Raw genomic sequence first — 26908 nt, forward strand, 5'->3', positions numbered from 1 at the left:
TTCAAAAAAAAATAGAAACGTCCGGCCTTTAAAAATCAAACTGGTGGAGACAAGATGTCAGCAACAATCACGAACAAAGGCGCGCAGGCAACTGCAAGCCTGCCGGCTGAACAAGCCGAAAACCTGTACAAGAAAGTATTCTGGCGCTTTGTACCGTTCATCATGCTGTGCTACGTGGTGGCCTACCTGGACCGCGTCAACGTCGGCTTCGCCAAGCTGCAGATGTCGCAAGACCTGGGTTTCAGCGAAACCATCTTCGGCCTCGGCGCCGGCATATTTTTCCTTGGCTACTTCCTGTTCGAACTGCCCAGCAACCTGATCATGAACCGGGTCGGCGCCAAGCTGTGGATCGCCCGCATCATGATTACCTGGGGCATCTTGTCGGCCTGTTTCGCCTGGGTCCAGACGCCGACACAGTTCTACGTCCTGCGCTTCCTGCTGGGCTTGGCCGAGGCCGGTTTTTATCCCGGCATCATCCTGTACCTGACTTACTGGTTTCCTTCGCATCGCCGAGCCAAGGTGGTGGCCACCTTCATGGCGGCGATCCCGGTATCCGGCATTTTCGGCAATCCGCTGTCCGGCTGGATCATGCAATCGTTCCACGGCTCCAGCGGCTGGCACGGCTGGCAATGGATGTTCATGATCGAAGCGATACCGGCGATCCTGGTCGGCATTGCCGTGTTTTTCGTGATGGACAACAGCATCCGCAAGGCCAAGTGGCTGACGGAAGCGGAGAAGGACTTCCTGGAAGCGGAAATCCGCGCCGACCAGAAAGACAAGCAAAGCCCGAAGTCGACCGCTGCCGTGTTCAAGGACATCCGCATCTGGCACATGTGCCTGATCTACTTCTGCATCGTCATGGGCCAGTACGGCCTGACGTTCTGGCTGCCGACCCTGGTCAAGGCTTCCGGCGTCGTCGGCGATTTGAAGATCGGCCTGATCAGCGCCATTCCTTTTGTCTGCGCGGTGTTCGCCATGATCCTCATCGGCCGCCGCTCCGACCGCATGCGCGAACGGCGCTGGCATCTGATCGTGCCGGCCTTGCTGGGCGCCGTCGGTTTTGTGGTATCCGCGATTGCCGCCGACACTACCGTGATTGCAATCGCCTTCCTGTCGCTGGCCGCCATGGGCGTGCTGACCTGCTCGCCGCTGTTCTGGTCGCTGCCGACCGCCTTCCTGTCCGGCACCGGCGCCGCGGCCGGCATCGCGGTGATCAACTCAGTCGGCAACCTGGCCGGTTTCGTCAGCCCGTTCCTGGTCGGCTGGCTGAAGGATACGACGCACAGTAACCAGACCGGCATGTTCATGCTGGCCGGCATGCTGGTGCTAGGTTCGATTGCGATCTTGCGCACGCCGCCCAAGATGGTCAACCGCTGACAACGTATTTTCGGGATAAATTTTCAGGACGAATTTTCAGGAGCCATGCAATGCCACGTTTTGCCGCCAACCTCACCATGATGTACAACGAGCACGCTTTCCTTGAGCGCTTCCCGGCTGCGGCCAGGGATGGCTTCAAGGGTGTCGAATTCCTGTTCCCGTACGAGCATGCCGCCGCCGAGCTGCAAGCCCGGCTACGGGACAATGGCCTGACGCAGGCGCTGTTCAATGCCCCTCCGGGAGACTGGGCGGCCGGCGAGCGCGGCATTGCTTCCTTGCCCGGACGCGAAGATGAATTCAAACGCAGCATCGCCACGGCCTTGGAATATACGCAAGCGCTCGGCAATAAAAAATTGCATGTCATGGCCGGCCTGATCCAGCCGCAGCAGGACCGCGCCCGCCATCGCGCCGTGTACCTGGAAAACCTGGCCTATGCGGCCGCACAAGCTGCCGCGCTCGGCGTCACGATCGTGATCGAACCGATCAATACGCGCGATATCCCCGGCTTCTTCCTGAACCGCCAGGACGACGCGCAGGCGATCTGCGCCGAGGTCGGCGCGTCCAACCTGCAAGTGCAGTTCGATCTCTACCACTGCCAGATCGTCGAAGGCGACCTGGCGGTCAAGCTCAAGCGCGACATGGTGCGGCCGCAGGCCGGCATCGGCCATATCCAGATCGCCGGTGTGCCGGAGCGGCATGAACCCGATATCGGCGAAATCAATTATCCATATCTGTTCGAACTGATCGACACCCTCGGCTACCAAGGCTGGGTCGGTTGCGAATACCGGCCGCGCGCCGCCACTTCCGACGGCCTGGGCTGGCTCAAGCCATGGTTATAAACAAGCTTCGAACGTTCAACAAGGAATTGTCATGCAAGTAGTCATCACCGGCGGCGCCGGTTTCCTCGGCCAGCGCCTGGCGCGCAGCCTGCTCAAACAGGGCAGCCTGCCGGACCGCAACGGCCAGCTGCAAGCCATCAGCAAGATCACCCTGGTCGACGTCGCCGCCGCCGGCTTCGACGACGCGCGGCTCGAGCAAGTCATCGGCGACATCACCGACCCCGCTTTGCTGGAACGCGTGATCACGCCGCAGACGGCGGCGGTGTTTCACCTGGCGGCGATTGTCAGCGGCCAGGCCGAAGCCGATTTCGACCTCGGCATGCGCATCAACCTGGATGCATCGCGCCTGCTGCTGGAATGCTGCCGCGCCTGCGCCAATGTGCCGCGCGTGATTTTCACCAGCTCGGTCGCCGTGTTCGGCGGCGCGCTGCCGGCCGTGGTGCAAGACCACACCGCACTCAATCCGCAATCGTCATACGGCACGCAAAAGGCGATCGCCGAACTGCTGCTCAACGACTACAGCCGCAAGGGATTCGTCGACGGCCGCGTGTTGCGCCTGCCGACCATCAGCGTGCGTCCCGGCAAACCCAACCAGGCCGCATCGTCTTTCGCCAGCGGCATCATCCGCGAGCCGCTCAACGGCCAGCCCGCCATCTGTCCGGTGGCGCCGGACGTACGTTTGTGGCTGCTGTCGCCGCGCAAGGTCATCGCAGCGCTGATCCACGGCTATTCGCTGGCCGCCGATGCGCTGGGCCAGAGCCGCACTGTCAATCTGCCCGGCATCTCGGTCACGGTGGCGGAAATGGTCGCGGCGCTGGAACGGGTCGCCGGCAAACCGGTCGCGGCACGGGTCGAGTGGGCCCATGATCCGGCCATAGACCGGATCATTTCCAGCTGGCCCGGGGCCTGGGACACCACCCGTGCAAACGTGCTGGGTTTTGTCGCCGACGCCGATTTCGACGACATTGTCCGCGCCTATATCGAAGACGATTTGCCGGCGGCATAAGCCTTGGACGCAGGCCCATGAAAGCATTGATGTTTTTTTGACATGCAACAATCCGATTTTCTGTAGTGAAGCAGGCTGCCTCGGTGCGGTAAGATCATCACTTTATGACTTTTGCCAAGCCGACATGAAGACCAGCACCTTTCAGTCCGTAGCACGCCTGCGAATGGACCTGTTAATGGGCCTGCTGCTTTGCTTGCTGCTGGCAAACAGCGCTCCGGCCCATTCCGCCGCAGCAGCGGCCAGCAGCACCAGCGCGCCGGCGTCCGCTGCCTCCTCTCCGCTGGACTCGCTGTCCAAGGTCCTGCAAAGCAATCCCGGCACCGGCAGCCTGGTAGCCACGCTGATCCAGGCGGAGCAGCAGAACAGCAAGGCTTCGCCCGAGCAAAAAGGTTTCATCGGCCTGATTTCCAACAGCCTCGACGCTTTCCAGGCACACCTGCAGCAGGTGGTGACGCCGGAAAAATTCTGGAACCAGCAATTTTCCCTGGCCTGGGGAGACCTGTCGACCATCCTGCAGCGGCAGAAATCGGAAACCGGATGGCAGGCGCTGGGCAGCTTCCTCGCCATGCTGGCCCTGTTCGGCGCGGTCGCGATTGCCCTGTACTATCTCGGCAAGTGGCTGCAGCGGCGCTTCAAGGTCGAGACCACGCTGTCGCCCGATCCCAGCATGAAGGAATTGCTGCTGTATATATGGCGCCACATCGCGCCGATACTGCTGGCGCTGGTGGTGGAAATCTCGGTGACTGTCAGCCTGGATAGCGCACACGGACAATCGCTGGGACGCACCCTGGCCACCGTGCTGCTATACACCCTGGTCGGCGCGCGCCTGTTCCAGGCCATCTGCGCCATCATTTTTTCGCTATCGCACGGCGGCCACCGCATGGTCGCGGTGCATATCCTGTACCAGCGCGGCTTCAAGCTGCTGTATGTGATCGGCTGCGCCGGCTGGCTCGGCGACGCCCTGGACAATCCACAGGTGAACCAGATCATCGGCGTCCACCTGGCCGGCGTGGCGGCGACCCTGGCCAGCCTGGTGGCGGCGATACTGGGCGGCGTGTTCGCCCTGCTGTTCCGGCGCCCGGTGGCGCACATCATCCGCAACCGGCCGCTGGCGGTGCGGCGCGAACATCCGGCACGCATGGAAACGCTGGAAGTGGTCGCCGCCTTCTGGTACATCCCGATACTGCTGCTGAGCATCACCGTCAGCGTCGCCACCATCCTCGATTTGTCGAGCAACAATTCGGCGCTCAATCATGCGCTGGCCAGCGCCGCATTGCTGATCGCCATGTTTTTCATCGGCGCGCTGCTGCAGCGCATACGCGCCCGCAAGGCGACTACCGTGGCGACACGGCGCCCATCTCCTTACATCCTGCGCCTCAGCAACGTCGGCTTCAGCCTGCTGCAGCTGGCGTTGTGGATTGGTTTTTTCGAATTGCTGACCAGGATCTGGGAACACTCGCTGCTGGAATTCGCCAACGCTACCCTGATCGGCAAGATGATCGTCTCGGCGCTAGGCAAAATCGGCCTCACGCTGGTGGTGGCCTGGCTGGTCTGGATCCTGCTCGACACCTTCATCCAGGAATCCATCAACCCGACCCGCAACAGCCGTTACGCGCGCAAGAACCCGAGCACCCGCATGCGCACCATCCTGCCGCTGCTGCGCAATGCGCTGATGCTGCTGATCCTGACCATCACGATCATCACCACGCTGGCCAACCTCGGCATCAACGTCACGCCGCTGCTGGCCTCAGCCGGGGTGGTCGGGCTGGCGTTCGGCTTCGGTTCGCAATCGCTGGTGAAAGACCTGATCACCGGCGTTTTCATCCTGATGGAAGATTCGATGTCGGTCGGCGACTGGGTCGACGTCGGCAACGGCCATGCCGGCACGGTGGAAAACCTGACCATCCGCACGGTGCGCCTGCGCGACGGCAACGGCTCGGTGCACAGCGTGCCGTTTTCACAGATCACAGCGATCAAGAACGATTCGCGCGAATACACTTATGCGTCGCTCAAGCTGAGCATCACCCACGATTCGGACGTCGACCAGGCGCTGCGCCTGATGCGCGAAACCGGCGCAGAGATGCTGGAAGACCGGCGCCTGCGGCGGCTGCTGCTGCAGCCTATCGAGATCTACGGGGTCAATGGTTTCGACTTGAACGGCGTGGCGCTGCTGGCCGGCATCCGCACCAAGCCGCAAACCCAGAGCGAAGTCATGCGCGGCTTCAACCTGCGCATCAAGAAAAAGGTGGATGACGAGCCGAAGGTGCACTTCGCCACCGAATGGGCGAATTTCCCGCTGGCGGCAGCGGACGCTGCCACTGCTGCGGCGCCGCCCGACTCTGCGCCGCCGGCGCCTGCCAGCGCCAAGAGCTAGCTTATTTGATGCGGCAGCTCAGCAGCCAGTAGTATTCCAGCCGCAGGATGCGCAGCTCGCGCGTGATCGGCGCCAGCTTCTTGCGCAAGCCGCTGTCGGTCGGGAAGTTCTTCATGACTTCGTAGCGTTCGCCGTTGGGCAAGGTGCGGAACTGGTAGGTGTTGCCTTCGGCATCGGTGCGGGCGATCGGCGTGCTCTGTTCTTCAACGTAGCCGTTGTCTATCATCACCAGCAAAATGTCCTTGCCCAGCTTCTCGCGCAGCTGCGCGATGAAACGCACCTGGTCCTGGCGTCCCACATGCGACCACCAGAATCCCAGGAAGCAGGCGGTGAAGGGCCGCTCCGGCTGGAAGGTGTTGATGTCGGCCAGCGCGAAAGTCGCCTTGCCGGCCGGCAGCTGCTTGGCGTTTGCCAGCGCAATCATTTCCGGGTTGATATCGGTGGCGTAGACCGATTTTGCCGAAGCGGCGATCTGTTCAGTCCAGAACCCGGTGCCGCAAGCCAGCTCCAGCACGTCGTGGCCTTCCATCAGTTCCTGCACCCGCACCTGCAGGGTCAGCAGCTCATCCTGGCGCTCCGGGCGCTGGTAAATCTCTTCGTAGGTCGAAGCACGTTTGGCGTAATAAGCCACCATATCTGTATTAATCATTTTCCCGACTCGTTTTCTAATTGCCTGACTTCTGTTTTTTCCAAATTGACGAGCGCTGCATCGGCAGCAACCCGGTAGCGCTCTGACAGCGCATCGTACAGCGGCGGCACAAACAGCCGCGACACCCGGCTGGCGATCAGGGCCGTCGCCATCAGGGAGATCACCAGCGCATGGCCGTTGATCATTTCCATCACGATCACGAACGCGGTGATCGGCGACTGCGTGACCGCCGCCAGGTAACCCACCATCGCCAGCGCAATCAGCATCGGCAGCGAGGTGTGGCTGAACACTTGGTGCAGCAGGTTGCCGAAACCGGCGCCTATCGACAGCGACGGTGCAAAAATCCCGCCGGGGATGCCGGGCAGGTAGGACGACACCATCGACGCCATTTTCAGGAAGGGATAAAACACCGACAGGTGCTGCTGCCCTTCCAGCACACCCTTGGCCTCGACATAACCGCTGCCGAAGGTAGCGCCGCCGGCAATCACGCCGATCACCGCCACCAGCAAGCCGCACAGCGCGCCGAAAGCGATCGGGCGGGTGCTGCGCAAATGCTGGATCCGGGCCGGGATCCAGCGCTTGGTATTCAACAGCAGCCAGCCGAACATGCCGCCGGCGACGCCGGTCAGGATGCCGGTCACCAGCACCGCCAGCGCCACCATGTTGGTCAATGCGCTATCGATCTGTATCGTGCCGAAATAGGTGTAGTTGCCGTTCAAGCCCAGCGCCACCGCGCCGGCAAAAATGATCACCGTAATGACGACCCCGCTGGCGCGATGTTCAAAACTGCGCGTCAGTTCCTCGATCGCAAACACGATCCCGGCCAGCGGCGTGTTAAAGGCCGCCGACAAACCGGCCGCCGCCCCCGCCAGTATCAAACGCCGCTCCAATGCTGCGCTGGCGCGCGGATAGAGGCGCCGCAGGTTGAACATCAGGGCGGCGCCGACCTGTACCGTAGGGCCTTCGCGGCCGATGGTGAAACCGCCCAGGATGCCGACAAAGGAAATGCCGATCTTGCCTGCCAATATCTTCAGCGACAGCAGCGATGCGCCGCGCTTGCTGGTGTCTTCTTCCAGCGTCGCGATCACTTGCGGAATGCCGCTGCCTTCGGAACCGGGGAAATAGCGGCGCGTGGCCCACACGCACAAGGCGCCGATCGCCGGCGTGACAAACAGCGGCAGCCAGAAGTGCGACTGCTGCATGGAGCGGAACATGCCGAATCCGACATCCATCAGCCAGGCGTAGAGCACTGCAATCAAGCCCACCAGCACTGCGCCCAGCCATAAAATGCCGTATTTGCGCCAGGCGCGCCGCACTTGGCGCAGGGTCTGGTCGGAAAAACTGGGGGGCAGCGGATTCATGGGAATTGGGCGCAAAGACATGATTATAAATTATCCATGCGTAATTCCCGCCAAATTGGCCATCCGCATGTCGATCAATCCGGCGCCGGCGCGGCAGGCCGGCCCTGTCGGCACATGATAAAAACACAATTTACCGTCCCGATTGAAGCATGCCGCTCCAGAGAGACAGGCGCTCTAGATGTGATAGCTTTTGAGCCAGGCCTTGATGTTTTTGATGTCTTCAAACGCCAGCAAGTCATTCTTGAGCACATGGATGTTTTGCTGGATGCCCTTGGCCGCGCTTTTCAGATGCCGCATCGCCAGCAGCGGCGACATGGCCTCTTGCAAGCCCAAGTTGAAGCGCATCCGGAACTCCGCCTCCATGCCGGCAATCTCGTCGCGCAGTTCTGCCGACTGTTCGCTCAGCACCTTGCTGTAGTGCTGCAGCTGCCGTTCCGACAGGGAATTGATGCGGCTCTGGTCGATCTGCTCGATTTCCAGCTGCAGTTCCAGCAAGCCGAGCAGATCTTTCTTGTCATAGGCGATATTCACCCTTTGCATCAGCGCGGTCTTGCGCGCGTGTTCCAGCGGATCCAGCTCGCGGTCGGGATGCAGGGCGCTGGCCAGCTTGCGATAGACTTCACGCACTGACTGGCTGGCCTTGTGCAGCTCTTCCTGCTGTTTGGCTTCCCTGGCGGCAGCCTTGGCCGATTTTTTTCGTTTTGCAGCGCGCGCATGTTCACGTTGGTGTTCAGCCGACGCATGGAGGCCGCTATCTGGCTCCTGCCCGGATTCCGCAAAGTCCTCCTGCTGCTCTTCCGCCGCATCGACATCGGCGCCGCCATGCATCCGGTAGATCCGTTTCAGATCCGCGGCATCGCTGTCGCCGATGATGGCGGCGCCGACGGAACAGATGATGTGGCTGATTTTTTCCTGATCGTGCCGGCTCAAGCCTTTCGCCGAATAGGCATTGTCCAGCAGGCGCACCAGCTGCGCCAGCAGCGCGTGGTAGCTGCGCATCAGCGGCTGGTACTGATTGGCATAGTACTGCTGGTGCAAGGGAATCGTTTCCTGCCATGCCGCCAGCAGCTGGCGTTCGGTCTCCAGCTTCCTGAGCAGCGCATTGAAGATTTTCTGGCCTGGCGACAGGCTCGCTTGCCCATGCTGTTCGACGACGTTGAGCGCCTTGTTTTCTGTTTTTTTCATCGCTTGCTTTATTGCGGATCGGTGTGTGATGCTTCAGATGAAAAATGGAGCGCGGCGGCGTGATTATAAGTTGGCTCTGGCGGCGCGCAGCAGAAACCGGCCAAGGGGCGTATGATCTTGTCTTCGTAATAAGTATCTATCCGTATTTTGCTCCGTTCCGCTGTGCCTACAGCAATCACACAGATTTCCATGCCCTGTTCCACCAACCGGCGACTCCGCCGATAAACAATCATATGGCCATCCATTCTGCCTCCGCGCATTCAAGCGACCAGGTACTGCCCTTCCGTGAATCATTGCTTGCCATGCTAGGCATCGCCTTCGTGGTGATGCTGGTGGCGCTGGATTCGACCGTGGTCGGCACCGCCTTGCCGACCATTGTTGCCGAATTAAAAGGTTTTGAGCTGTACGCCTGGGTGGCGACCTCTTACCTGCTGACCTCGGTGATCACCGTGCCGATTTTCGGCCGGCTCGGCGACTTTTACGGCCGCAAGCCCTTCGTGCTGGTCTCCATCCTGCTGTTCACTACCGCCTCAATCTTGTGCGGCATGGCCGACAGCATGCTGTGGCTGGTGATTGCCCGTGGCTTGCAGGGCATAGGCGGCGGCATGCTGGTGGGCACCGCGTTTGCCTGCATCCCCGACCTGTTCCCCGGCGCCCACGTGCGCCTGCGCTGGCAAGTGATGATGAGCACGGCGTTCGGCATCGCCACTGCGGTGGGACCTTCGCTGGGCGGATTCCTGACGCAATACTGGGGCTGGCGCTGGGTGTTCTATGTCAACCTGCCGGTCGGCGTGCTGTCGCTGTTCTTCGTCTACAAATACCTGCCGCATCTGCGCCACACCCATCCTGACGCCAAGATCCGCCTCGACTGGCCAGGCGCCCTGCTGATCACGGCTTCGCTGGGATGCCTGCAATTGTTCGTCGAGATGCTGCCCAAACACGGTCTGTCGTTAGGCATGCTGGGCCTGCTGCTCGCCAGCATCGTGGCTTTCGTTGCACTTTGGAAATGGGAACACTACACGCCGCAGCCCATCCTGCCGTTTGATTTGCTGGTCGACCCCAGGCTGTCGATCCTGTTCCTGCTGTCGGTGCTGAGCGGGTTCTCCATGTTTTCGCTGATGTTCTACGCGCCGCTGCTGTACCAGGGCGGTTTCGGCCTGTCGCCGCAGGAAGCCGGCCTGCTGATCACGCCGCTGGTGGCTTGCATCATGGTCGGCAGCATTTCCAACGGCCGCATCATCACCAAGATCAAGAATCCGAACGTGATGCTCTACATAGGCTTTACCTTGCTGGCGCTGTCCTGCCTCGGCGTGGTGATCTCGAACCGCTGGACTTCGCACAGCGTGATCGCTGCGTTCATGCTGATTGGCGGCCTCGGCCTCGGTTTCATCTTGCCGAACCTGACCATCTTCATCCAGCAGGAAGCCGGCCGCGAACACCTCGGCATCGCCACCGCACTGATGCAATCGCTGCGCATGATAGGCAGCATGCTCGGCACCGCCATCATCGGCACCTTGATCAATCACATGTACGCCGGCAGCGTGCGCCAGGCGCTGGCGCAGGACAAGGCGGACAGCTGGTTTGGCAGTTTCGCCGACCCACAGATCCTGATCAGCCACGAGACCCAGGCCACGGTGCTGGCGCAGCTGGCAGCCGCCGGCCATCAAGGCCAGCTGTTGCTGGAAGCGGCGCGCGAGGCGTTGATCGGATCGATACACATGGGAGTCGGGCTGGCGGTCGTGGTCACCGTGATCGCGTTGTGGCTGGTGAGCAAAGTGCCGCTCATTACTTTGCATGTCAAACCCGAAGCAGGTGCAGTCACGGAGTAAGCAAGCAGGCAGGCCGTGCTTGCGGCAATCCCGCCCGGTCTGCAGCTCTGGCTTGAACGCCGGTACACAAAGCGTTACATCTCACACCGTCTCGAAGCACTTGTATCAGCCCGCCGATGGCATCCTGAAGTCCTGGCAACTCACTTCACTCAGGACGCACATCATGAAAAAGCTCATCGCCTCACTGGTGCTTGGCACCATCCTCAGCACCTTGCTCAGCGGCTGTATCGTGGCGCCGATCGGTCCCGGTTATTACCGCCCGCATTACTACCATCCTTATGACCGTTACTAAGAGCTGAATTCCTGTCGAATATATTTCCATACAAAAATAAATACGGAGCCTTTATGAAACTGATCCACAAACTCGTCCTCCCCTTGCTGCTGGCGCCAGCGCTGCTGCCGCTTGCCGCGCACGCCGACGAACCCGGCCATCACGGCGCCTATCTGCACGCACTGGCGGATTTGCACGTAGCTCACTGGCTGATTGAGCATCGCCCGGGCGACAACTGGGCCATGGGACGCAACGAGCAGATCGCCCTGTCCGAGATCGACGCCGCCACGCGCGAGATTACCCAGCTCGGCGCCGATGTCGGCAAGGATGTCTATCGGGAAGAACGCCCGGACGCCCGTCCGGACCGCCGCGGCCGCCTGCATGATGCGGTAGAGGCGCTGGAACGCGCGCGCAGCGATGTTGCACAGCGTGAAGACGATCCCCGCGTATTCGGCCTGCAGCAGCACGCCATGCATCGCATCGAGATGGCCAAGCATGCGACTGAAGATGCCATGCGCGACGCCGGCTATTAGTGTTAATTAGGGTCAGAGTCGAATATTCTTTCACGGGAATATTCGACTCTGACCCTAATTAACTGCTGCGATGTTTACAGCTCGTACATATCCTTCTCGCCGTTCATCACCTGCTCGATCAGCTTGCGGTTCATGGTCGGCGCCAGTAGCTCGATGAAGGTATACACATAACTGCGCAGGTAGGCGCCCTGCTTGACCGCCGCCCGCGAGATATTGGTGCCGAACAGATGGCCGACCGGAATCGAACGCAGCCCGGTATCGCGCTCGGCATCGAACGCCATGCCGGCAATGATCCCCACCCCCATGCCCAGTTCGACATAGGTCTTGATGACATCGGCGTCAATCGCTTCCAGCAGTACATCCGGTTTGAGGTTGCGCAATGAGAACGCATGGTCGATCTTGGTGCGGCCGGTAAACGCGCTATCGTAGGTGATCAGCGGAAACGCAGCGATCTCTTCCAGCGTGATCGCCTTCGATTGCAATAAAGGATGGTCCGGCGGCACCACCACCACATGCTCCCACTGATAACAAGGCAAGGTCACCAGGCCGTCGGCATTGACGATAGCCTCGGTCGCCAGCGCCAGATCGGCCTGGTCGTTGCGCACCATGTCGGCCACCTGCTTGGGATTTCCTTGCAATAAAGACAAGCGTACCTTGGGGAATTTCTGGGTGAACGCCTGCACCACCTTGGGCAGCGCATAACGCGCCTGGGTGTGGGTGGTGGCGATGGTGAAGCTGCCGCTGTCATGCGCCGCGTATTCGTTGCCGATGCGTTTGAGGCCGTCGATTTCCTGCATGATCAGTTCGACCGACCGCAATACCGCCCGGCCAGGCTCTGTCAGCCCGCGAATACGCTTGCCATGGCGTGTAAAAATATCAACGCCCAGCTCTTCTTCCAGCTCGATGATCGCCTTGGACACTCCCGGCTGCGACGTATACAGCGCCTTGGCCGCCTCGGTCAGGTTGTAGTTCTGGCGCACCGCCTCACGGACAAAACGGAACTGGTGAAGATTCATGGATTTTCCTTGGTTTTTCTTTAAAGAATCTGTTCAGCACAGCCGGGAGACCTGACAAATACATGCCCCGGAACATTGCCACAAAACAACTGCGTCCTGCCGCTCCCTGCTTTCCGCGTCCCAGATCAAGCGTATTTGCCGTATTTGCATATATCAAATACGCATATAAGCAAATAAATAGTCTGTAGTTGGAGATATATGTGAAGTTTATTACGATTCTAGGTGTTTCGTACGAGGTGATATGACTGTTTCTTATGTAGTGAGCGGTTTTGCCGTCGGATTACTGGTTGGATTGACTGGCGTCGGCGGCGGCTCGCTGATGACGCCTATACTCACCTTGCTGTTCGGCATCCATCCAAGCGTTGCGGTCGGCACCGACCTGGCGTTTGCGTCGGTGACCAAGGTCGCCGGCACCGTCGCCCACCGCTCGCGCGGCACGGTGCGCTGGGATATCGTCAGGCTGCTGTCGCTGGGCGCCTTGCCGGCCGCCGTCGCCACCGCCCTGGCGCTCAAATACCTGGGCGGGATCAGCGCCGAAATCGGCCAGGTGATACGCTATTCGATCGCGGTCTCGGTATTGCTGACGGTGGTCGCCCTGCTGTTCAAAGGCAAGCTGCAGCACTGGCTGAACGCCCATCCAGAAAAACACCTGCAGGGCAGGAAACTGACCGCGGCCACGATTTTTGCAGGACTGGTGCTGGGCGCCCTGGTCACCATGTCGTCGATCGGCGCCGGCGCAGTGGGCGCCACTATCCTGGTGCTGCTGTATCCGCGTCTGACGCCGGCGGAAGTCGCGGGCACCGACATCGCCTACGCAGTGCCGCTGACCGCCATCGCCGCCCTCGGCCACTGGTGGCTGGGCTCGATCGACTGGAACCTGCTGGGGGCCTTGCTGCTCGGTTCGGTGCCCGGCATCACGCTCGGTTCGCTGGCGGCGCGCGCAGTGCCGGAAAAATTCCTGCGCGGCTTGCTGGCGCTGACGCTGACCAGCGTTGCGGTAAAACTGATTTACTAAGTTACTGAATTACGAAAGGATTGCGCCAGCGCAGTCCCTGCATCTATTGATAAAGGCGTGGCCGGTTCGTTACGATATCGGCTACAACCCATAAGGAAGACGAAGATGTATCGCTACGATCAATACGATCACCTGATAGTCAAGGAACGGGTCGCCCAATACCGCGACCAGGTAAGACGCCGCCTGGCGGATGAACTGACGGAAGAAGAATTCCTGCCGCTGCGCCTGCAAAACGGCCTGTACATGCAGCGGCATGCCTACATGCTGCGCATCGCCGTGCCTTACGGCATGCTGTCCTCGCCGCAGGTGCGCATGTTCGCCCACATCGCCCGCAAGTACGACCGCGGCTACGGCCACCTGACCACGCGCCAGAACATCCAGTTCAACTGGATCAACCTGGAGCAGTCGCCGGACATCCTGGCGGAACTGGCCACGGTCGAAATGCATGCGATCCAGACTTCCGGCAACTGCATCCGCAACACGACTTCGGACGAACTGGCCGGCGTCGCCGCCGATGAAATCATCGATCCGCGTCCGTATGCCGAAATGATCCGCGAATGGAGCACCTTCCATCCCGAGTTCGCTTTCCTGCCGCGTAAATTCAAGATCGCCATCAGCGGCGCCGAACAAGACCGCGCCGCTACCGCCGTGCACGACATCGGCCTGCATGTGGTGAAGAATGCAGAAGGCGAAGTCGGCTTCCGCGTCCTGGTCGGCGGCGGCATGGGCCGTACTCCTATCATCGGCAGCGTGATTCGCGAATTCCTGCCGTGGCAGCATGCGCTGACTTACCTGGAAGCGATCCTGCGCGTCTACAACCAGCACGGCCGCCGCGACAACAAGTACAAGGCGCGCATCAAGATCCTGGTGAAAGCGTTGAGCGCCGAGGAATTCGCGCGCCAGGTGGAAGCCGAGTGGCTCGACATCAAGGACGGCCCGGCTACGCTGACGGCTGAAGAGCTGCAGCGGATTGCGCAGTACTTCACGCCGCCGCCGTATGAAACGTTGCCAGCCACCGATGCCGGCTTCGAAGGGCAGAAAACCGACAACAAGGGTTTCGCCAACTGGCTCAAGCGCAACGTCAAGGCGCACAAGGTGAGCGGCTATGCAGCGGTCATCTTGTCGGTGAAAAAGACTGGCGTGCCGCCGGGCGACATCACCGCCGCCCAGCTCGATTTCGTGGCCGACCTGGCCGACCAGTACAGCTTCGGCGAAGTGCGCGTGACGCACGAACAGAACCTGGTGCTGGCCGACGTCAAGATCAGCGAACTGTTCACGGTGTGGCAAGCAGTCAAGGCGCAAGGACTGGCGACGCCGAACATCGGCCTGCTGACCGACATCATCTGCTGCCCCGGCGGCGATTTCTGCTCGCTGGCCAACGCCAAGTCGATCCCGATCGCGCAAGCCATCGCTGAAAAATTCGACAACCTCGATTTCCAGCACGACATCGGCGACATCGAACTCAATATCTCGGGCTGCATCAATGCCTGCGGCCATCATCACGTCGGCAATATCGGCATCCTCGGCGTCGACAAGGACGGTTCCGAGTGGTACCAGGTTTCCATCGGCGGCGCGCAAGGCAACAACACCAGCATCGGCAAGATCATCGGGCCGTCGTTCTCGGCGCAGCAAATGCCGGTGGTGATCGAACGCCTGCTGAACGTGTATGTGCAGCAGCGCACCGAGGAAGAACTGTTCATCGATACAGTGCAGCGCCTGGGCATTGCGCCGTTCAAGGAATTTGTCTACGCCAGCCCGATCCCGACCGGCTACACCCATGGAGAGGATGCTTGTGTCTACTAACATCATAAAGAACAGAGAAGTCGTCGCCGACGACTGGAGCGTGCTGCGCCTGAACGAAGGCGACAGCGCCGACAGCGTCAGTATCCCGGCCGGCAAGGTGATCGTGCCGTTCAGCGTCTGGAACGCCCGGCGCGCGCAGTTGCTGGAACGCGCGGAAGTCGGCGTCTGGCTGGGCAGCGATGCGCAAGCGGATGTGGTGAAAGACGACCTGGCGCATTTTTCCCTGGTCGCGGTCGATTTTCCCAAGTTCACCGACGGCCGCGGTTATTCGATCGCCTACAACCTGCGCACCCGGCTCGGCTACAACGGCGAATTGCGCGCCATCGGCGATGTCTTGCGCGATCAGCTGTTCTACATGCAGCGGGTGGGTTTCAACGCCTTTGCGGTGCGCGCCGACAAGGATATCAACGACGCCCTCAAAGGCCTCACCGATTTCTCGGAAAAATACCAGACTTCGTGGGACGAGAAGACGCCGCTGTTCCGCCGCGTGCAACGCCAAGCCGTCAGCCAGGATTGACCATGAGCAGCCCGACCCCGACTCTACCGTTATCGCTGCCGGAACTGGTCGCCGCCACCAAGGCGACGCTGGAAAAAATCGCCGCCGAATATACGCCGGCGGTGTTCGCTTCCAGCCTCGCGGCCGAAGACATGGTGCTGACCGACCTGATCCTGCGCAACCGGCTGCAGGACAGGATTGCCATCTTCACCCTGGAAACCGGCCGCCTGCATGCCGAAACGCTGGGCATGCTGGGCCGCATCAAGGAAACCTACGGCTACGACGTCACGCCGTACCGGCCGCAGCCTGAAGCTGTCGCCGCCTATGTCGAACAGAACGGCTTGAACGCGTTTTACGACAGCATAGAGATGCGCAAGGAATGCTGCCGCATCCGCAAGATCGAGCCGCTGAACCGCGCCCTGGCCGGCAACAAGGCCTGGATCACCGGCCAGCGCCGGGCGCAGTCGCAGACTCGCGCCGAGCTGCATGTACAGGAGCAGGACGAAGCGCACGGCATGGCCAAGTTCAATCCGCTGGCAGACTGGTCGGAAGACGATGTCTGGCAATACATCCGCAGCAACAATGTGCCGTACAACCCGCTGCACGACAAAGGTTATCCGTCGATCGGCTGCGAACCGTGCACGCGCGCCATCCAGCCAGGCGAAGACGTGCGCGCCGGCCGCTGGTGGTGGGAAAACCCGGATTCGAAGGAATGCGGCTTGCATGTGGTCGACGGCAAACTGATCCGCATCAAATCCGTCTCACAGCAAAACGCTTGAATCATCGTATCTTCAAATGACAAGAACCGACATGAACACAGTTGTTGAAAAATTTTTCCTGGACAAGGCCGCCAACCGCCATCTCGACTGGCTGGAATCGGAAGCGATCCACATCATGCGCGAAGTGGCGGCCGAATGCAGCAATCCGGCATTGCTGTTCTCGGGCGGCAAGGATTCCGTGGTGCTGCTGCGGATTGCGGAGAAAGCTTTCCGGCCGGGCAAATTCCCTTTCCCGCTGGTGCACATCGATACCGGCCACAACTTTGAAGAAGTCATCACCTTCCGCGACAAACGCGTGGCCGAACTGGATGAACGCCTGATCGTCGGCTCGGTCGAGGATTCGATCAAGCGCGGCACCGTGCGCTTGCGCAATCCGCAGACCGATTCGCGCAACGCCGCGCAAGCCGTCACCTTGCTGGAAACCATTGCAGAGCACAAGTTCGACGCCTGCATCGGCGGCGCTCGCCGCGACGAAGAAAAAGCGCGCGCCAAGGAACGCATCTTTTCTTTCCGCGACGAATTCGGCCAATGGAACCCGAAAGCACAGCGCCCTGAACTCTGGGACCTGTACAACACGCGCGTCCATCCAGGCGAAAACATGCGGGTATTCCCGATTTCGAACTGGACCGAGCTGGATGTCTGGCAATACATCGCGCGCGAAAAACTGGAACTGCCGCCCATCTATTTCGCCCACCAGCGCCAGGTAATCCCGCGCAACGGCCTGCTGGTGCCGCTGACCGACCTGACGCCGGCCAGGGAAGGCGAAACCCCGGAACTGCGCGAAGTGCGCTTCCGCACCGTCGGCGATATTTCCTGCACCTGCCCGGTGGCGTCCGATGCGGCTACCGTGGAAGCCATCATCGCTGAAACCGCGGTAACCCAGATCACCGAACGCGGCGCTACCCGGATGGACGACCAGACGTCGGAAGCCTCGATGGAAAAACGCAAGAAAGAAGGATATTTCTGATGAACGCCGTTGTAAAAAACACTGTTGCAGCGACAACCCCTGCCGACGCCGGCAATGCGCCGCTGGAGCGCGGCTTGCTGCGTTTCATTACCGCCGGTTCGGTGGATGACGGCAAGAGCACGCTGATCGGCCGCCTGCTGTTTGACAGCAAGGGCATTTTCGCCGACCAGCTGGACGCCATCTCGCGCGCCAAGCACAAACGCACCGTCGGCGACACCATCGACCTGTCGCTGCTGACCGACGGCCTGGAAGCCGAACGCGAACAAGGCATCACGATCGACGTCGCCTATCGCTATTTCGCCACGCCGAAACGCAAGTTCATCATAGCCGACACCCCGGGCCATGAGCAGTACACACGCAATATGGTGACTGGCGCCTCGACCGCGGATGCGGTCATCATCCTGATCGACGTCTCCAAGGTGAAACTGGGCGACGACGGCAGCGTCGAGCTGCTGACCCAGACCAAGCGCCATTCGACCATCGCCCACCTGCTGCAGATCGAGCACGTGATCGTCGCCGTCAACAAGATGGACCTGGTGAACTACGACCAGTCCGTGTACGACCGCATCGTCGCCGCCTACCAGGAATTCGCCGCCCAACTGGGCTTGCGCGATGTCCGCCCGATCCCGCTGTCGGCGCTGGCCGGCGACAATGTGGTGACCGCTGGCGACAACATGCCGTGGAACCAGGGGCCGACCCTGATCGAGCTGCTGGAATCGCTCAGCGTCTACGATGAATCGCATGACGAACCTTTCCGTTTCCCGGTGCAGCTGGTGGCGCGCCACAACGGCCACGAAGCGAACGATTTCCGCGGCTACATGGGCCGCATCGAAGCCGGCAAGGTGCACAAGGGCGACAAGCTGGTGGTGCAGCCGAGCGGCCAGAGCGCCACGGTGAAAGACATCCTGGTGCTGGAAGGCTCGCTGCCGTCGGCGGTGGTCGGCCAGTCCGTGACCTTGCTGCTGGACGAATACCTGGATATCTCGCGCGGCGACATGCTGACTTCGGTAGAGCGCGCGCCGGCCTTGCTGAAAACCGTCAGCGCTGACCTCTGCTGGCTGTCGGAAGATGCACTCGACCTGCGCCGCAAATACTGGCTGAAGCACAGCACCAAACAAGTCGCGGCGCGCATCGCCAAGGTCGATACGCTGCTCGACATCAATACCCAGGAACGGCGCCCGGCCGAATCGCTCAAGCTGAACGACATCGCCCGCGTATCGCTCAACCTGCAGCAAGCCATCGCTGCCGATTCCTACGATGCGATCCGCGCTACCGGCGCCTTCATCCTGATTGACGAAGTTACGCACCAGACGGTCGCCGCCGGCATGATTCGGCTATCACCCGGGTTCGACTAACCGACGCGAAAAATTGGACAGGCAAGCCATGCAAGCTACTCACTCCTCCCGCAAACCTGCCTACGGCAAGGTTTACCTGATCGGCGCCGGCCCCGGCGCGGCCGACCTGATTACCGTACGCGGCGCCAGGTTGCTGGCGCAGGCCGACGTGGTCTTGCATGACGCGCTGGTCACCGAGGAAATGCTGGCGCTGTGCCCGCAGGCTGTGAAAATCCCGGTGGGAAAACGCTGCGGCAAGCTGTCTACCGCCCAGCAGTTCATCAACAAGCAGATGATCGACAGTGCGCGCAAGTACGCGCTGGTGGTGCGCCTGAAAGGCGGCGACCCGATGCTGTTCGGCCGCGCCGACGAAGAATTGCGGGCGCTGGAGCAGCATGGCATCGCAGCGGAAGTGGTGCCAGGCATCAGCGCCGCACTAGCGGCCGCCGCGACCACCCAGCAGCCCTTGACCAAGCGCGGCGTGGCGCGCAGCGTCGCCTTCTTCACCTCGAGCACGGCCCCCGGCGAATCGGACCAGGTCAATATTCCTTCTTGCGACACGCTGGTGCAGTACATGGGCGGACGCGAAGCGGCGGCAACCGCGCAGCGCCTGCTGGCGCAGGGCCGCGCTGCCTCGACGCCGGTGGTGGTGGTGGAAAACTGCAGCCGCGACAACCAGCGCATCCAGCGCTTGCGCCTGGACCGGCTTGAGTCAGGCTTGCAGCTGTGCGAAGGACCGGTGCTGGTGATGATAGGCGAGGCTTTGGCCAGCCGCCCGCAACAAACGCTGATAACAGCCGACGGGCAAGACGAGCAGAACGCAGCCTGAAATCCAGTTTCACCCCGCGCGCGCTCAGCGCGGCAGCGGCTTGGCGGGCGCCGTCGAGGCCAGTGCTTTTTGCAGGACCCGGCCGGATTGATCCGCACGGTCTTCGGGCGACAAAACATTGATCCAGCTGACCAGGCCGGCGGCGGCTACGGTCAGCACCAGAAATACTGCAGCTCTCTTATTCAAAAATTCCCATTTCATTTATTACTCCTTACCTGCGGCGCCGGCCCTGCGTTGCCGCAACGCCAGGAAACTGCCGCATTCAAATAACAAGCCGTCCTGCCGGGGCAGGACGGCTTTCAAACATCTCTCTGCCAACGGGGCTCAGGCTCTCAGCGCCCGTTATGATTGCGCGTCGCCAGCACGCCGTAGACGCCGACCTGGCGTTCGCCCTGGCTGGCTTCATGCTTGGTCCCGCTCTTTGTGTTAGCGGAAAGCGTAGACGCCTGGCTTGGGGTCCAGCCGAAAGTCCAGCTGCTGCCACTGTTATTGCGACTGTTGGGGCTCATGCCCAGCAGGGTTTTAATAGTCATGATTTCACCTTTTCATGTGTTGCTTCCGTTCCGGAAGCAAGGTCAGCATGTAAAGCGTGGCGCGGGTCAGGTCCTTGCCGGCAATGGCACGGACGACTGCGACGAAGACATTCCGTCGTCGATTGCAAGCTGTCCAGCCTGGCCAATCGACACCGGAAAGGTGCGGATGGCTAGGCGGGGACAGGCAAACGTGCGCCTGCTTTACTATTTTCTGCTGCTAGTTTTTCAGTCCGGTAGCGCGGACAACTGGAACAGTCCATTTCACTAACTCCTGGTTATGCCGGCTGCGCGGCAGCGTGCCCAGTGCGAGACGCCGCCCGCTCCTGGACAGGACGCACCGAACGCTGGGGAATGCTTTCCCAGCGTACGCTGCGCACGCTGATTTCCTGCGCCAGGCGCGTGACCAACTGCACCAGTCCGCCGCGCTCGCGCACCGAACACATCACTTCGACCGTGATGCTCGTCAGATGCGCCTGTACCGCAGGTTCGCTGCCCTGGTAAGTCACGTGATAGGTTGCCAACAGCCGCCGCATCAGCTCTTCGAGCTTGGCCACTTCCGAGCCGCGGCAAGTGGTCACGATGCGGTAAGGCAAAGCTGTCTCGTGGCTGTCATGGGACGCAGCGAAACGGCGCTTGTTGAAAAATGCATGCAATTTAGCGAATGGCATGGCGATCTCCTTCCTACTTCCGTCAGCCGGGATGCCGGACGACGTATTGCCGCGGCCGGCGCCGAGCCTGTGCGCCTGAGGCAAACACACGGTCGAACACAGCCGTACGCAATCCGCCGGATGGCAGCACGAAAAACGGTCTTGCAAAAAAACGGATGGGAGTATCACTGCGGCCTGTCTGCTACGACAGGCTTACTATGACACTACAGCTCGGAATAAGCACAAGCTGTAGCGGAGGGAGGTCTGCTAAAGATTATGCGCTATGTGCCGGGCTGAGGACCCATCCACGCTTACTACTAGAACAACTGTCCAAGATATGGATCTCCATGTGATGCAATGCCAAGGATTATATTTCCGGCTAGCCATTCTGTCAAGTAAAAACCCTTTACTTTCACCACAAAATATGTATCGACGGGTCGTCACAAGCCGTACCGTACCGTCACGCCAATAACGACCGGCGTTCGGCAGAATCAATAAGAACGGACTTTCATGACCCGCAAAGTATGCAGGAGCGATCCGTGCCGGCAATCCAGCACCCGCAAGCGCCGCTCCAGGTCCTGGTGATCCTGGGCGGCGGCGAGATAAGCCTGCTCGGCATCCGGCGCGCTGCTTGCCTGGGCCAGCTTTTTCATCCAGTCCTGCAATTTACTGTTAGAAAATATATTGGAAAGCGACATATCAAACTCCAAGCGGTGGATATAAAAATCGATGGCATTGCATCTGGTTGCCATGGATGTAGAATAGGCCGATTCGGTTTTTCCTTAAAGCCGTATTATCTATCCTCAATATAAGTTTTTTTAACATGAAAACACGTCTGCCGCCGCTCAAGCCGCTGCGCGTATTCGAAGCCGTGGTGCGTACCGGCAGCTTGACGCTGGCTGCCGCCGAACTGCACCTGACGCACAGCGCGGTAAGCCAGCAGATCAAGCTGCTGGAGCAGCATTTCGACCAGACCTTGTTTGTCAGGGGACAGCGCGGGGTCGAGCCGACGGCGGCGGCGCGGATATTTTTTGCCGACGTCAAAGCCGGCCTGGACCGTATTTCGCTGGCGGCCGAGCAACTGCTCAATACGGGAAAAGTGCGCATCATCCGCGTCAGCTGCACGCCGTCGATGGCGATGCGCTGGCTGATTCCGCGGCTGTCGTCGTTTCAGATAGAAAATCCGCGGGTCGAGATCCGCGTCACGACATCAACCGTTGCGGTCGACGCCCTCAAGGAACCGTTCGATGTACTGATACGGCGCAGCCCGATGCATCGCGCCGAGTATGAATGCATACGATTCCTGGACGATGTGCTGACGCCAGTGGCGTCGCCGCGCTACCTGCAGCAGCACCCATGCAAGACCCCGGCCGATTTGTTGCAAGCTTCCCTGCTTCATTTATCGACCCGGTCGGAAAGCTGGACGCGCTGGTTCAGTGAGGTCGGCGTACCGGTCAAAGGCCAGCTGTCTGGCCAGATCTATGAGCATTTTTTCTTGAGTTTACAAGCTGCGCTTACCGATCTCGGGGTGGCATTGGGATCGCTGGCCATGATCGAGGAAGACCTGGCGCATGGCAGCCTGTTGCCGCTGTTTCCAGATTTGCTGCTGCGCGACAAAGGATTTCATTTGCTGTACCGCCCGAGCCACCAGGATCCGCAACTGGCCAACTTTATCGCGTGGCTGCAATTGAAAGGAAAGCAGACTTCCGCCAGCATTATCGCGGCGGCAAAGTAGAAATACAGTATTGAGCGATGGCATCCTGCACGTCCGGCTGCTCGCCGACCGCCTGCGCCACCGTGATGGCCAGTTGCGGATGCTGCTGCCGGGCCTGTGCGATCAATGCCGGCAGGTCGCGCCTGACATGGCCGCCCTGCCCCAGGAATACCGGCACCACGCTGGCTTCGCTGACGCCGGCGGCGACCAGCTGCTGCAGCAGCTGCGGCAGGTCGGGCTGCATCAGTTCAAGGAAAGCCAGCCTGACCAGCAGTTGCGGCCGCTGGCGCTGGATCAGCTGCTGCAAGGACTCGAACGGCGCCGCCCAGGCCGGGTCGCGGGCGCCGTGGGCGAACAGGATGAGCGCTTGCTGCGGTATCGACTGAGATGCGGACTGAGAAGCGGACTGAGAAGCGGACAGAGATTCAGACATGGATCACCCGATCTTCAAACAAGGCTCTAACTTCGCTCGATCTTCCACAAGGCGCCGATGGCGATCAGCAGGAAGATGGTGCTCGGCAAGGCCGCGGTGAAAAAGGGCGGCCAGGTATTGAGCAAGCCGAGGTGCGAAAACAGCGTGTTCACCAGCTGGAAGCTTACACCGATCATGATCCCGGTAAAGATCTTCAGGCTGACGCCGCCAGTACGGAAATGCAGGTAGGCGAACGGCAAGGCCAGCGCCATCATCACGAATACCGACAAGGGGTACACCAGCTTTTTCCAGAACGCGATGTCGTAGCGCTCGGTATGCTGGTTGTTTTCCGCCAGATGCTGGGAATAAGACCATAAATTGTAGGCCGACATATGGTCCGGGTCGGCAAACAGGACCGACAGGATCTCCGGCGTGATTTCCGACACCAGGTCCTTGCTCGGGAATTTCTTGGTGGCGATCGCGGTGGTGATGTCTTCGGTCGAGGTGCCGTTGACAAAATCGGTCTGCACCACATCGGCCATGCGCCAGGTGTGCTTGCCCTGGTACTCGGCATGGGCGGCCAGGATCAGGGACGTCATGTGCAGGTTGCGGTCGAATTCATACAGCTTGACGCCGACCAGCTGGCCGTCCGGCCGGATTTCGCCGATATTGATAAAGCGCGAACCGACGATGTCGCCGCTGGCGCCGTCGGCGCCGGCCCGTATCACATCCTTGCTCCACAAGCCGGTCTTGAATTTCTGCGAGATCGACGAGCCCCTGGCTTCCAGCTTCACTTTCTCGGCAAACTCGGCGCTCTTGGGGGAAACGAATTCTCCGATCAGCACCGTGGCGATCACAAACAGCAGGCCGATCTTGATCAGGATCTTGGCGGTCATCATGGTCGACATGCTGGAGACGCGCATGATGGTGAATTCGGAGCGCGCGGCGAATTGCGACAAGGTATAGATGGTGCCGATCAGGGCTGCAATCGGCATCAGCTCATAGGCATAGCTCGGCAAACCCAGCAAGACGAAAAAGAAGGCGTGCTGCAGCTTGTAGCCGCCGCGGCCGACCGACGGCAGTTCGTTCATCAGGTCGAAGAAGGCGAACAGCGCCAGGAAAGCCGCCAGCGTGAACAGGACGGAACGGACTATCTCGGAGGTGAAATAACGCTGCAGGACCTTCATGTTGCCGCCGTTTTTTTAATCGTTTTTTTGTCTTTAATCAGGCGCGCATGCTTGACAGCCGACCACATGACCAGGGGGTGACAGCGGCTGTTGACATTGAGCCTCCACATGAACAGCAAACCGATGATGATCAGCACCACCAGGTGCATCGGCCACCAGGCGATGCCGAACGACATCCGCCCCTGCACCACCGAAGCCTGGAAAATATTGGTCACGTTGCTGTAGGTGATGAACAGCAGCAGCGCGATCAGCAAGCTGGCCGAACGGCCGACGCGCGGATTGACGAAACTCAGCGGTATCGCCAGCAGCATCAGGCACAGCGCCATCAGCGGCAGCGACAGGCGCCACAGCAGCTCGCCCATGTTGAAGCCGTTGCGGTCTTTCAGCAGGTCGCCGGTAGGCAGGGCGCGCGCCGACTTGTCGCCGTTCACCGCCTGCGAATTGCTGGCCACCAGCACGCCGTAACGCTCGAATTCCATGATCCGGAACTCGTTCTGGCTGGAGAGGACGTCATAGCGCCGCCCTTTCGACAGGATCAGGAATTTGTCGCCGTTCTTGTCCAGCTCGATATTGCCTTCCTTGGCCACCACGATGCTGTTCCTGCCGTCCTGCTGGGTATTGACGAAGACATTCTTGACCTTGCTGGCGTCGCCGGCCAGCCCTTCGACGAAGTAGATGCGGTTGGCCGAGGCCGATTCCTGGAACTTGCCGGGCGATACCCGGGAGATGTCTTCGCGCTTTTCGAAGCGCTCGCGGTACTGCGCGCTCTGGCTGTTGGCCCAGGGCGTCGCCACGAAGCTGAGGAAAGTGGTCAGGATGATGAGCGGCAGGCCGAACCACAGCACCGGCTGGATCCAGCGCACCAGGCTCTGGCCGGAAGCGAACCAGACCACCATTTCCGAATCCTGGTAGCTGCGCGTGACCACCAGCAGCACCGAAATGTAGCCGGTCAGGATCAGCAGGATCGGCATGTAATTCAAGGATTGGAAACCGATCAGCGCGACCACGTCCTGGGACGCAATCTGTCCTCCGGCTGCTTGTCCCAGAATCTTGATCAGCATCACCGTGATGATAATTGTGAAGAGCGTAGTAAAAACTGCACCAGCGGTGCTAATTAATTCGCGTCGGAGTGCGCGCTGAAAGATCATTGGGGAATATAATTGCGGATCAAAAAAAGGAGTAGTGATGGACTTTAGCATAAAAACCATTGACGCAAAAACCTCAATTGCCTCTCTGAAAGCCGGCTGTATCGCAGTCGGGATCTATGAAAACAAGAAACTCTCGCCACAAGCGCAGGCTCTTGACAAATCTGGTGAAATCACTGCTGCCCTAAAGTCCGGAGACATTTCCGGTAAACCAGGCTCCACCCTGCTGTTGCGCAAAATCGCCGGCGTCGCCGCCGAGCGCGTGCTGCTGATCGGCCTTGGCGCCGACGGCGAGCTGAGCGACAAGGTCATGTCGATGGCCGCCCTGTGCGTGGCGCGCGTCATAGCGACCCTGGGCGGCAACGACGCCGTGCTGGCGCTGCCGTTCGACGCCATCAAGGAACGCGACCTGGCATGGGCCATCCGCAGCAGCATCCTGGTGCTGCGCGAGAGTAGCTATCGCTCCGACACCCTGAAAAGTAAGAAAGAGACAACATTATCCGGCGTCAAGAAGGTCGCCTTCCTGGTCGCCGCCGCCAAGGCGGCTGTCGCCAAGGAAGCCGTGGCGCAAGGCCTGGCCCTGGCCAACGGCATCGACCTGACCAAGGAGCTAGGCAACCTGCCTGGCAACGTCTGCACCCCGACCTACCTCGCCAACACTGCCAAGAAACTGGCCAAAGAATTCAAGCTGTCGGTCGAAGTGCTGGACCGCAAGCAGCTGGAAGCCCTGAAAATGGGCAGTTTCCTGTCGGTTGCGCGCGGCGGCGGCGAAGCGCCGAAGTTCATCATCATCAAGCATCTCGGCGGCAAGGCCAAGGATGCGCCGACGGTACTGGTCGGCAAGGGCATCACTTTCGACACCGGCGGCATTTCGCTCAAGGGCGGCGCCGGCATGGACGAGATGAAATACGACATGTGCGGCGCCGGTTCGGTGCTGGGCACGATCCGCGCCATCGCAGAACTGAAGCTGAAGCTGAACGTGATCGGCGTCATTCCCGCCACCGAGAACATGCCGTCCGGCACCGCCACCAAACCGGGCGACATCGTCACTTCGATGTCGGGCCAGACCATCGAAATCCTGAACACCGACGCCGAAGGCCGCCTGGTGCTGTGCGACGCCCTGACTTACGTCGAGCGTTTCAAGCCGGCTGCCGTGGTCGATATCGCGACACTGACCGGTGCCTGCGTGACCTCGCTCGGCCATCACAATTCCGGACTGTTCACCCGTCACGACAGCGCCCATGACGCCCTGGCCAACGAGCTGCTCAGCGCCGGCAAGGCGACCGGCGACACCGCATGGCGCATGCCGATCGAAGACAGCTACCAGGAACAGCTGAAGTCGAATTTCGCCGACATGGCGAATATCGGCGGCCCGGCCGGCGGCAGCATCACCGCAGCCTGTTTCCTGGAGCGCTACACCAAGAAATACACCTGGGCCCACCTGGACATCGCCGGCACGGCATGGAAAAGCGGCGCAGCCAAGGGTGCTACCGGACGGCCGGTAGCCCTGCTGACCACTTTCCTGATGAATCGCGCTGCAGCAGCCAAGTAATCGGTAATCAGATGGCAAACGGGGCGCCGGCAGCAATGCCGGCGCCCCGTTTTTA

27 protein-coding genes are annotated in these 26908 nt (G+C 60.5%); 16 read left to right on the top strand and 11 right to left on the bottom strand.

Annotated features, from left to right (window positions below; genetic code table 11):
• The first annotated feature begins 54 nt into the window (after nt 1-54).
• The 4 genes from CFU_RS18180 (at nt 55) to CFU_RS18195 (ending at nt 5596) form a co-directional block, all read left to right on the top strand.
• Nucleotides 55-1377 carry an MFS transporter gene (locus CFU_RS18180; protein WP_014007471.1) on the top strand — a complete coding sequence of 441 codons (1323 nt, stop codon included), beginning with the start codon at nt 55-57 and terminating at the stop codon, nt 1375-1377.
• A 50-nt stretch (nt 1378-1427) separates the two neighbouring features.
• Entirely contained in the window at nt 1428-2216 is a 789-nt protein-coding gene (gene otnI / locus CFU_RS18185) for a 2-oxo-tetronate isomerase (RefSeq protein WP_014007472.1), read from the top strand.
• 31 nt (nt 2217-2247) lie between these two features.
• Nucleotides 2248-3222, top strand: a complete 975-nt coding sequence (gene denD / locus CFU_RS18190) for a D-erythronate dehydrogenase (RefSeq protein ID WP_014007473.1) — start codon at nt 2248-2250, stop codon at nt 3220-3222.
• Between the two features lie 175 nt (nt 3223-3397).
• Nucleotides 3398-5596 (top strand): mechanosensitive ion channel family protein, encoded by a 2199-nt coding sequence (locus CFU_RS18195; RefSeq protein ID WP_238531339.1) that lies wholly within the window; start codon nt 3398-3400, stop codon nt 5594-5596.
• Nucleotide 5597: 1 nt separating this feature from the next.
• Here CFU_RS18195 and CFU_RS18200 read toward each other — a convergent pair whose 3' ends face one another.
• The 3 genes from CFU_RS18200 to CFU_RS18210 form a co-directional block, all read right to left on the bottom strand.
• Nucleotides 5598-6245 (bottom strand): class I SAM-dependent methyltransferase, encoded by a 648-nt coding sequence (locus CFU_RS18200; protein WP_014007475.1) that lies wholly within the window; start codon nt 6243-6245, stop codon nt 5598-5600.
• Complete coding sequence (locus CFU_RS18205) at nt 6242-7627, bottom strand: chloride channel protein (RefSeq protein ID WP_014007476.1); 1386 nt, start codon at nt 7625-7627, stop codon at nt 6242-6244. Before CFU_RS18205 ends, CFU_RS18200 begins: the two co-directional genes overlap by 4 nt.
• Nucleotides 7628-7780: 153 nt before the next feature.
• Nucleotides 7781-8791 carry a molecular chaperone DnaJ gene (locus CFU_RS18210; protein WP_014007478.1) on the bottom strand — a complete coding sequence of 337 codons (1011 nt, stop codon included), beginning with the start codon at nt 8789-8791 and terminating at the stop codon, nt 7781-7783.
• A gap of 233 nt (nt 8792-9024) precedes the next feature.
• Here CFU_RS18210 and CFU_RS18215 point away from each other — a divergent pair, with 233 nt between their 5' ends.
• The 3 genes from CFU_RS18215 to CFU_RS18225 all read left to right on the top strand — a co-directional run bounded on the left by CFU_RS18215 (nt 9025) and on the right by CFU_RS18225 (nt 11424).
• Nucleotides 9025-10620, top strand: coding sequence for an MFS transporter (locus tag CFU_RS18215; protein WP_041743655.1), 1596 nt, complete (start codon nt 9025-9027; stop codon nt 10618-10620).
• A 163-nt stretch (nt 10621-10783) separates the two neighbouring features.
• Nucleotides 10784-10912 carry a hypothetical protein gene (locus CFU_RS25390; RefSeq protein ID WP_041742347.1) on the top strand — a complete coding sequence of 43 codons (129 nt, stop codon included), beginning with the start codon at nt 10784-10786 and terminating at the stop codon, nt 10910-10912.
• Between the two features lie 53 nt (nt 10913-10965).
• The gene (locus CFU_RS18225; protein ID WP_014007480.1) at nt 10966-11424 is read left to right on the top strand and encodes a hypothetical protein; all 459 of its coding nucleotides are present in this window, start codon (nt 10966-10968) and stop codon (nt 11422-11424) included.
• A 74-nt stretch (nt 11425-11498) separates the two neighbouring features.
• Here the strand turns inward: CFU_RS18225 and CFU_RS18230 are convergent, their stop codons facing one another.
• On the bottom strand, nt 11499-12440 hold the full coding sequence (locus CFU_RS18230; protein ID WP_014007481.1) for a CysB family HTH-type transcriptional regulator: 942 nt from the start codon (nt 12438-12440) through the stop codon (nt 11499-11501).
• Between the two features lie 241 nt (nt 12441-12681).
• Between CFU_RS18230 and CFU_RS18235 the strand changes: the two genes are divergently transcribed.
• The 7 genes from CFU_RS18235 to cobA all read left to right on the top strand — a co-directional run bounded on the left by CFU_RS18235 (nt 12682) and on the right by cobA (nt 19663).
• Nucleotides 12682-13455, top strand: coding sequence for a sulfite exporter TauE/SafE family protein (locus tag CFU_RS18235; protein WP_014007482.1), 774 nt, complete (start codon nt 12682-12684; stop codon nt 13453-13455).
• 105 nt (nt 13456-13560) lie between these two features.
• Nucleotides 13561-15258 (top strand): nitrite/sulfite reductase, encoded by a 1698-nt coding sequence (locus CFU_RS18240; protein ID WP_041742349.1) that lies wholly within the window; start codon nt 13561-13563, stop codon nt 15256-15258.
• On the top strand, nt 15242-15775 hold the full coding sequence (locus tag CFU_RS18245) for a DUF934 domain-containing protein (RefSeq protein ID WP_041742351.1): 534 nt from the start codon (nt 15242-15244) through the stop codon (nt 15773-15775). The genes CFU_RS18240 and CFU_RS18245 overlap by 17 nt, the downstream gene beginning before the upstream one ends.
• 2 nt (nt 15776-15777) lie before the next feature.
• Entirely contained in the window at nt 15778-16533 is a 756-nt protein-coding gene (locus CFU_RS18250; RefSeq protein ID WP_041742352.1) for a phosphoadenylyl-sulfate reductase, read from the top strand.
• Between the two features lie 31 nt (nt 16534-16564).
• Nucleotides 16565-17500 carry a sulfate adenylyltransferase subunit CysD gene (gene cysD, locus CFU_RS18255; RefSeq protein WP_041742354.1) on the top strand — a complete coding sequence of 312 codons (936 nt, stop codon included), beginning with the start codon at nt 16565-16567 and terminating at the stop codon, nt 17498-17500.
• On the top strand, nt 17500-18855 hold the full coding sequence (locus CFU_RS18260; RefSeq protein ID WP_014007487.1) for a sulfate adenylyltransferase subunit 1: 1356 nt from the start codon (nt 17500-17502) through the stop codon (nt 18853-18855). Before cysD ends, CFU_RS18260 begins: the two co-directional genes overlap by 1 nt.
• Nucleotides 18856-18883: 28 nt before the next feature.
• Nucleotides 18884-19663 carry a uroporphyrinogen-III C-methyltransferase gene (cobA, locus tag CFU_RS18265; protein ID WP_041742355.1) on the top strand — a complete coding sequence of 260 codons (780 nt, stop codon included), beginning with the start codon at nt 18884-18886 and terminating at the stop codon, nt 19661-19663.
• A gap of 24 nt (nt 19664-19687) precedes the next feature.
• Here the strand turns inward: cobA and CFU_RS24950 are convergent, their stop codons facing one another.
• The 4 genes from CFU_RS24950 to CFU_RS25580 all read right to left on the bottom strand — a co-directional run bounded on the left by CFU_RS24950 (nt 19688) and on the right by CFU_RS25580 (nt 21496).
• Complete coding sequence (locus CFU_RS24950; RefSeq protein WP_014007489.1) at nt 19688-19864, bottom strand: hypothetical protein; 177 nt, start codon at nt 19862-19864, stop codon at nt 19688-19690.
• 131 nt (nt 19865-19995) lie between these two features.
• Nucleotides 19996-20196, bottom strand: a complete 201-nt coding sequence (locus CFU_RS18270) for a hypothetical protein (RefSeq protein ID WP_041742357.1) — start codon at nt 20194-20196, stop codon at nt 19996-19998.
• 275 nt (nt 20197-20471) lie between these two features.
• Nucleotides 20472-20864 carry a hypothetical protein gene (locus CFU_RS23435; RefSeq protein WP_050808638.1) on the bottom strand — a complete coding sequence of 131 codons (393 nt, stop codon included), beginning with the start codon at nt 20862-20864 and terminating at the stop codon, nt 20472-20474.
• 470 nt (nt 20865-21334) lie between these two features.
• Nucleotides 21335-21496, bottom strand: coding sequence for a DUF3563 family protein (locus tag CFU_RS25580; protein ID WP_167351421.1), 162 nt, complete (start codon nt 21494-21496; stop codon nt 21335-21337).
• 170 nt (nt 21497-21666) lie between these two features.
• Between CFU_RS25580 and CFU_RS18290 the strand changes: the two genes are divergently transcribed.
• Nucleotides 21667-22578, top strand: a complete 912-nt coding sequence (locus CFU_RS18290; protein ID WP_014007492.1) for a LysR substrate-binding domain-containing protein — start codon at nt 21667-21669, stop codon at nt 22576-22578.
• On the opposite strand, the gene CFU_RS18295 is transcribed toward CFU_RS18290, so the two are convergent.
• From CFU_RS18295 to lptF, 3 genes are read right to left on the bottom strand one after another with little or no spacing between them, the layout of a single operon-like run.
• On the bottom strand, nt 22559-22990 hold the full coding sequence (locus CFU_RS18295; protein WP_014007493.1) for a sirohydrochlorin chelatase: 432 nt from the start codon (nt 22988-22990) through the stop codon (nt 22559-22561). The two genes, CFU_RS18290 and CFU_RS18295, sit on opposite strands and share 20 nt — an antisense overlap.
• Before the next feature lie 26 nt (nt 22991-23016).
• Nucleotides 23017-24156: an LPS export ABC transporter permease LptG gene (lptG, locus tag CFU_RS18300; RefSeq protein WP_014007494.1), complete on the bottom strand. Its 1140-nt coding sequence runs from the start codon at nt 24154-24156 to the stop codon at nt 23017-23019.
• Nucleotides 24153-25304, bottom strand: a complete 1152-nt coding sequence (lptF, locus tag CFU_RS18305) for an LPS export ABC transporter permease LptF (RefSeq protein ID WP_041742360.1) — start codon at nt 25302-25304, stop codon at nt 24153-24155. The genes lptG and lptF overlap by 4 nt, the downstream gene beginning before the upstream one ends.
• Before the next feature lie 37 nt (nt 25305-25341).
• On the opposite strand from lptF, the gene CFU_RS18310 reads away from it, so the two are divergent.
• Nucleotides 25342-26853: a leucyl aminopeptidase gene (locus CFU_RS18310; protein ID WP_041742361.1), complete on the top strand. Its 1512-nt coding sequence runs from the start codon at nt 25342-25344 to the stop codon at nt 26851-26853.
• Nucleotides 26854-26908: the final 55 nt, after the last annotated feature.

It is taken from the genome of Collimonas fungivorans Ter331 (assembly GCF_000221045.1).
In the GTDB taxonomy this organism is placed as follows: Bacteria; Pseudomonadota; Gammaproteobacteria; order Burkholderiales; family Burkholderiaceae_D; genus Collimonas; species Collimonas fungivorans_A.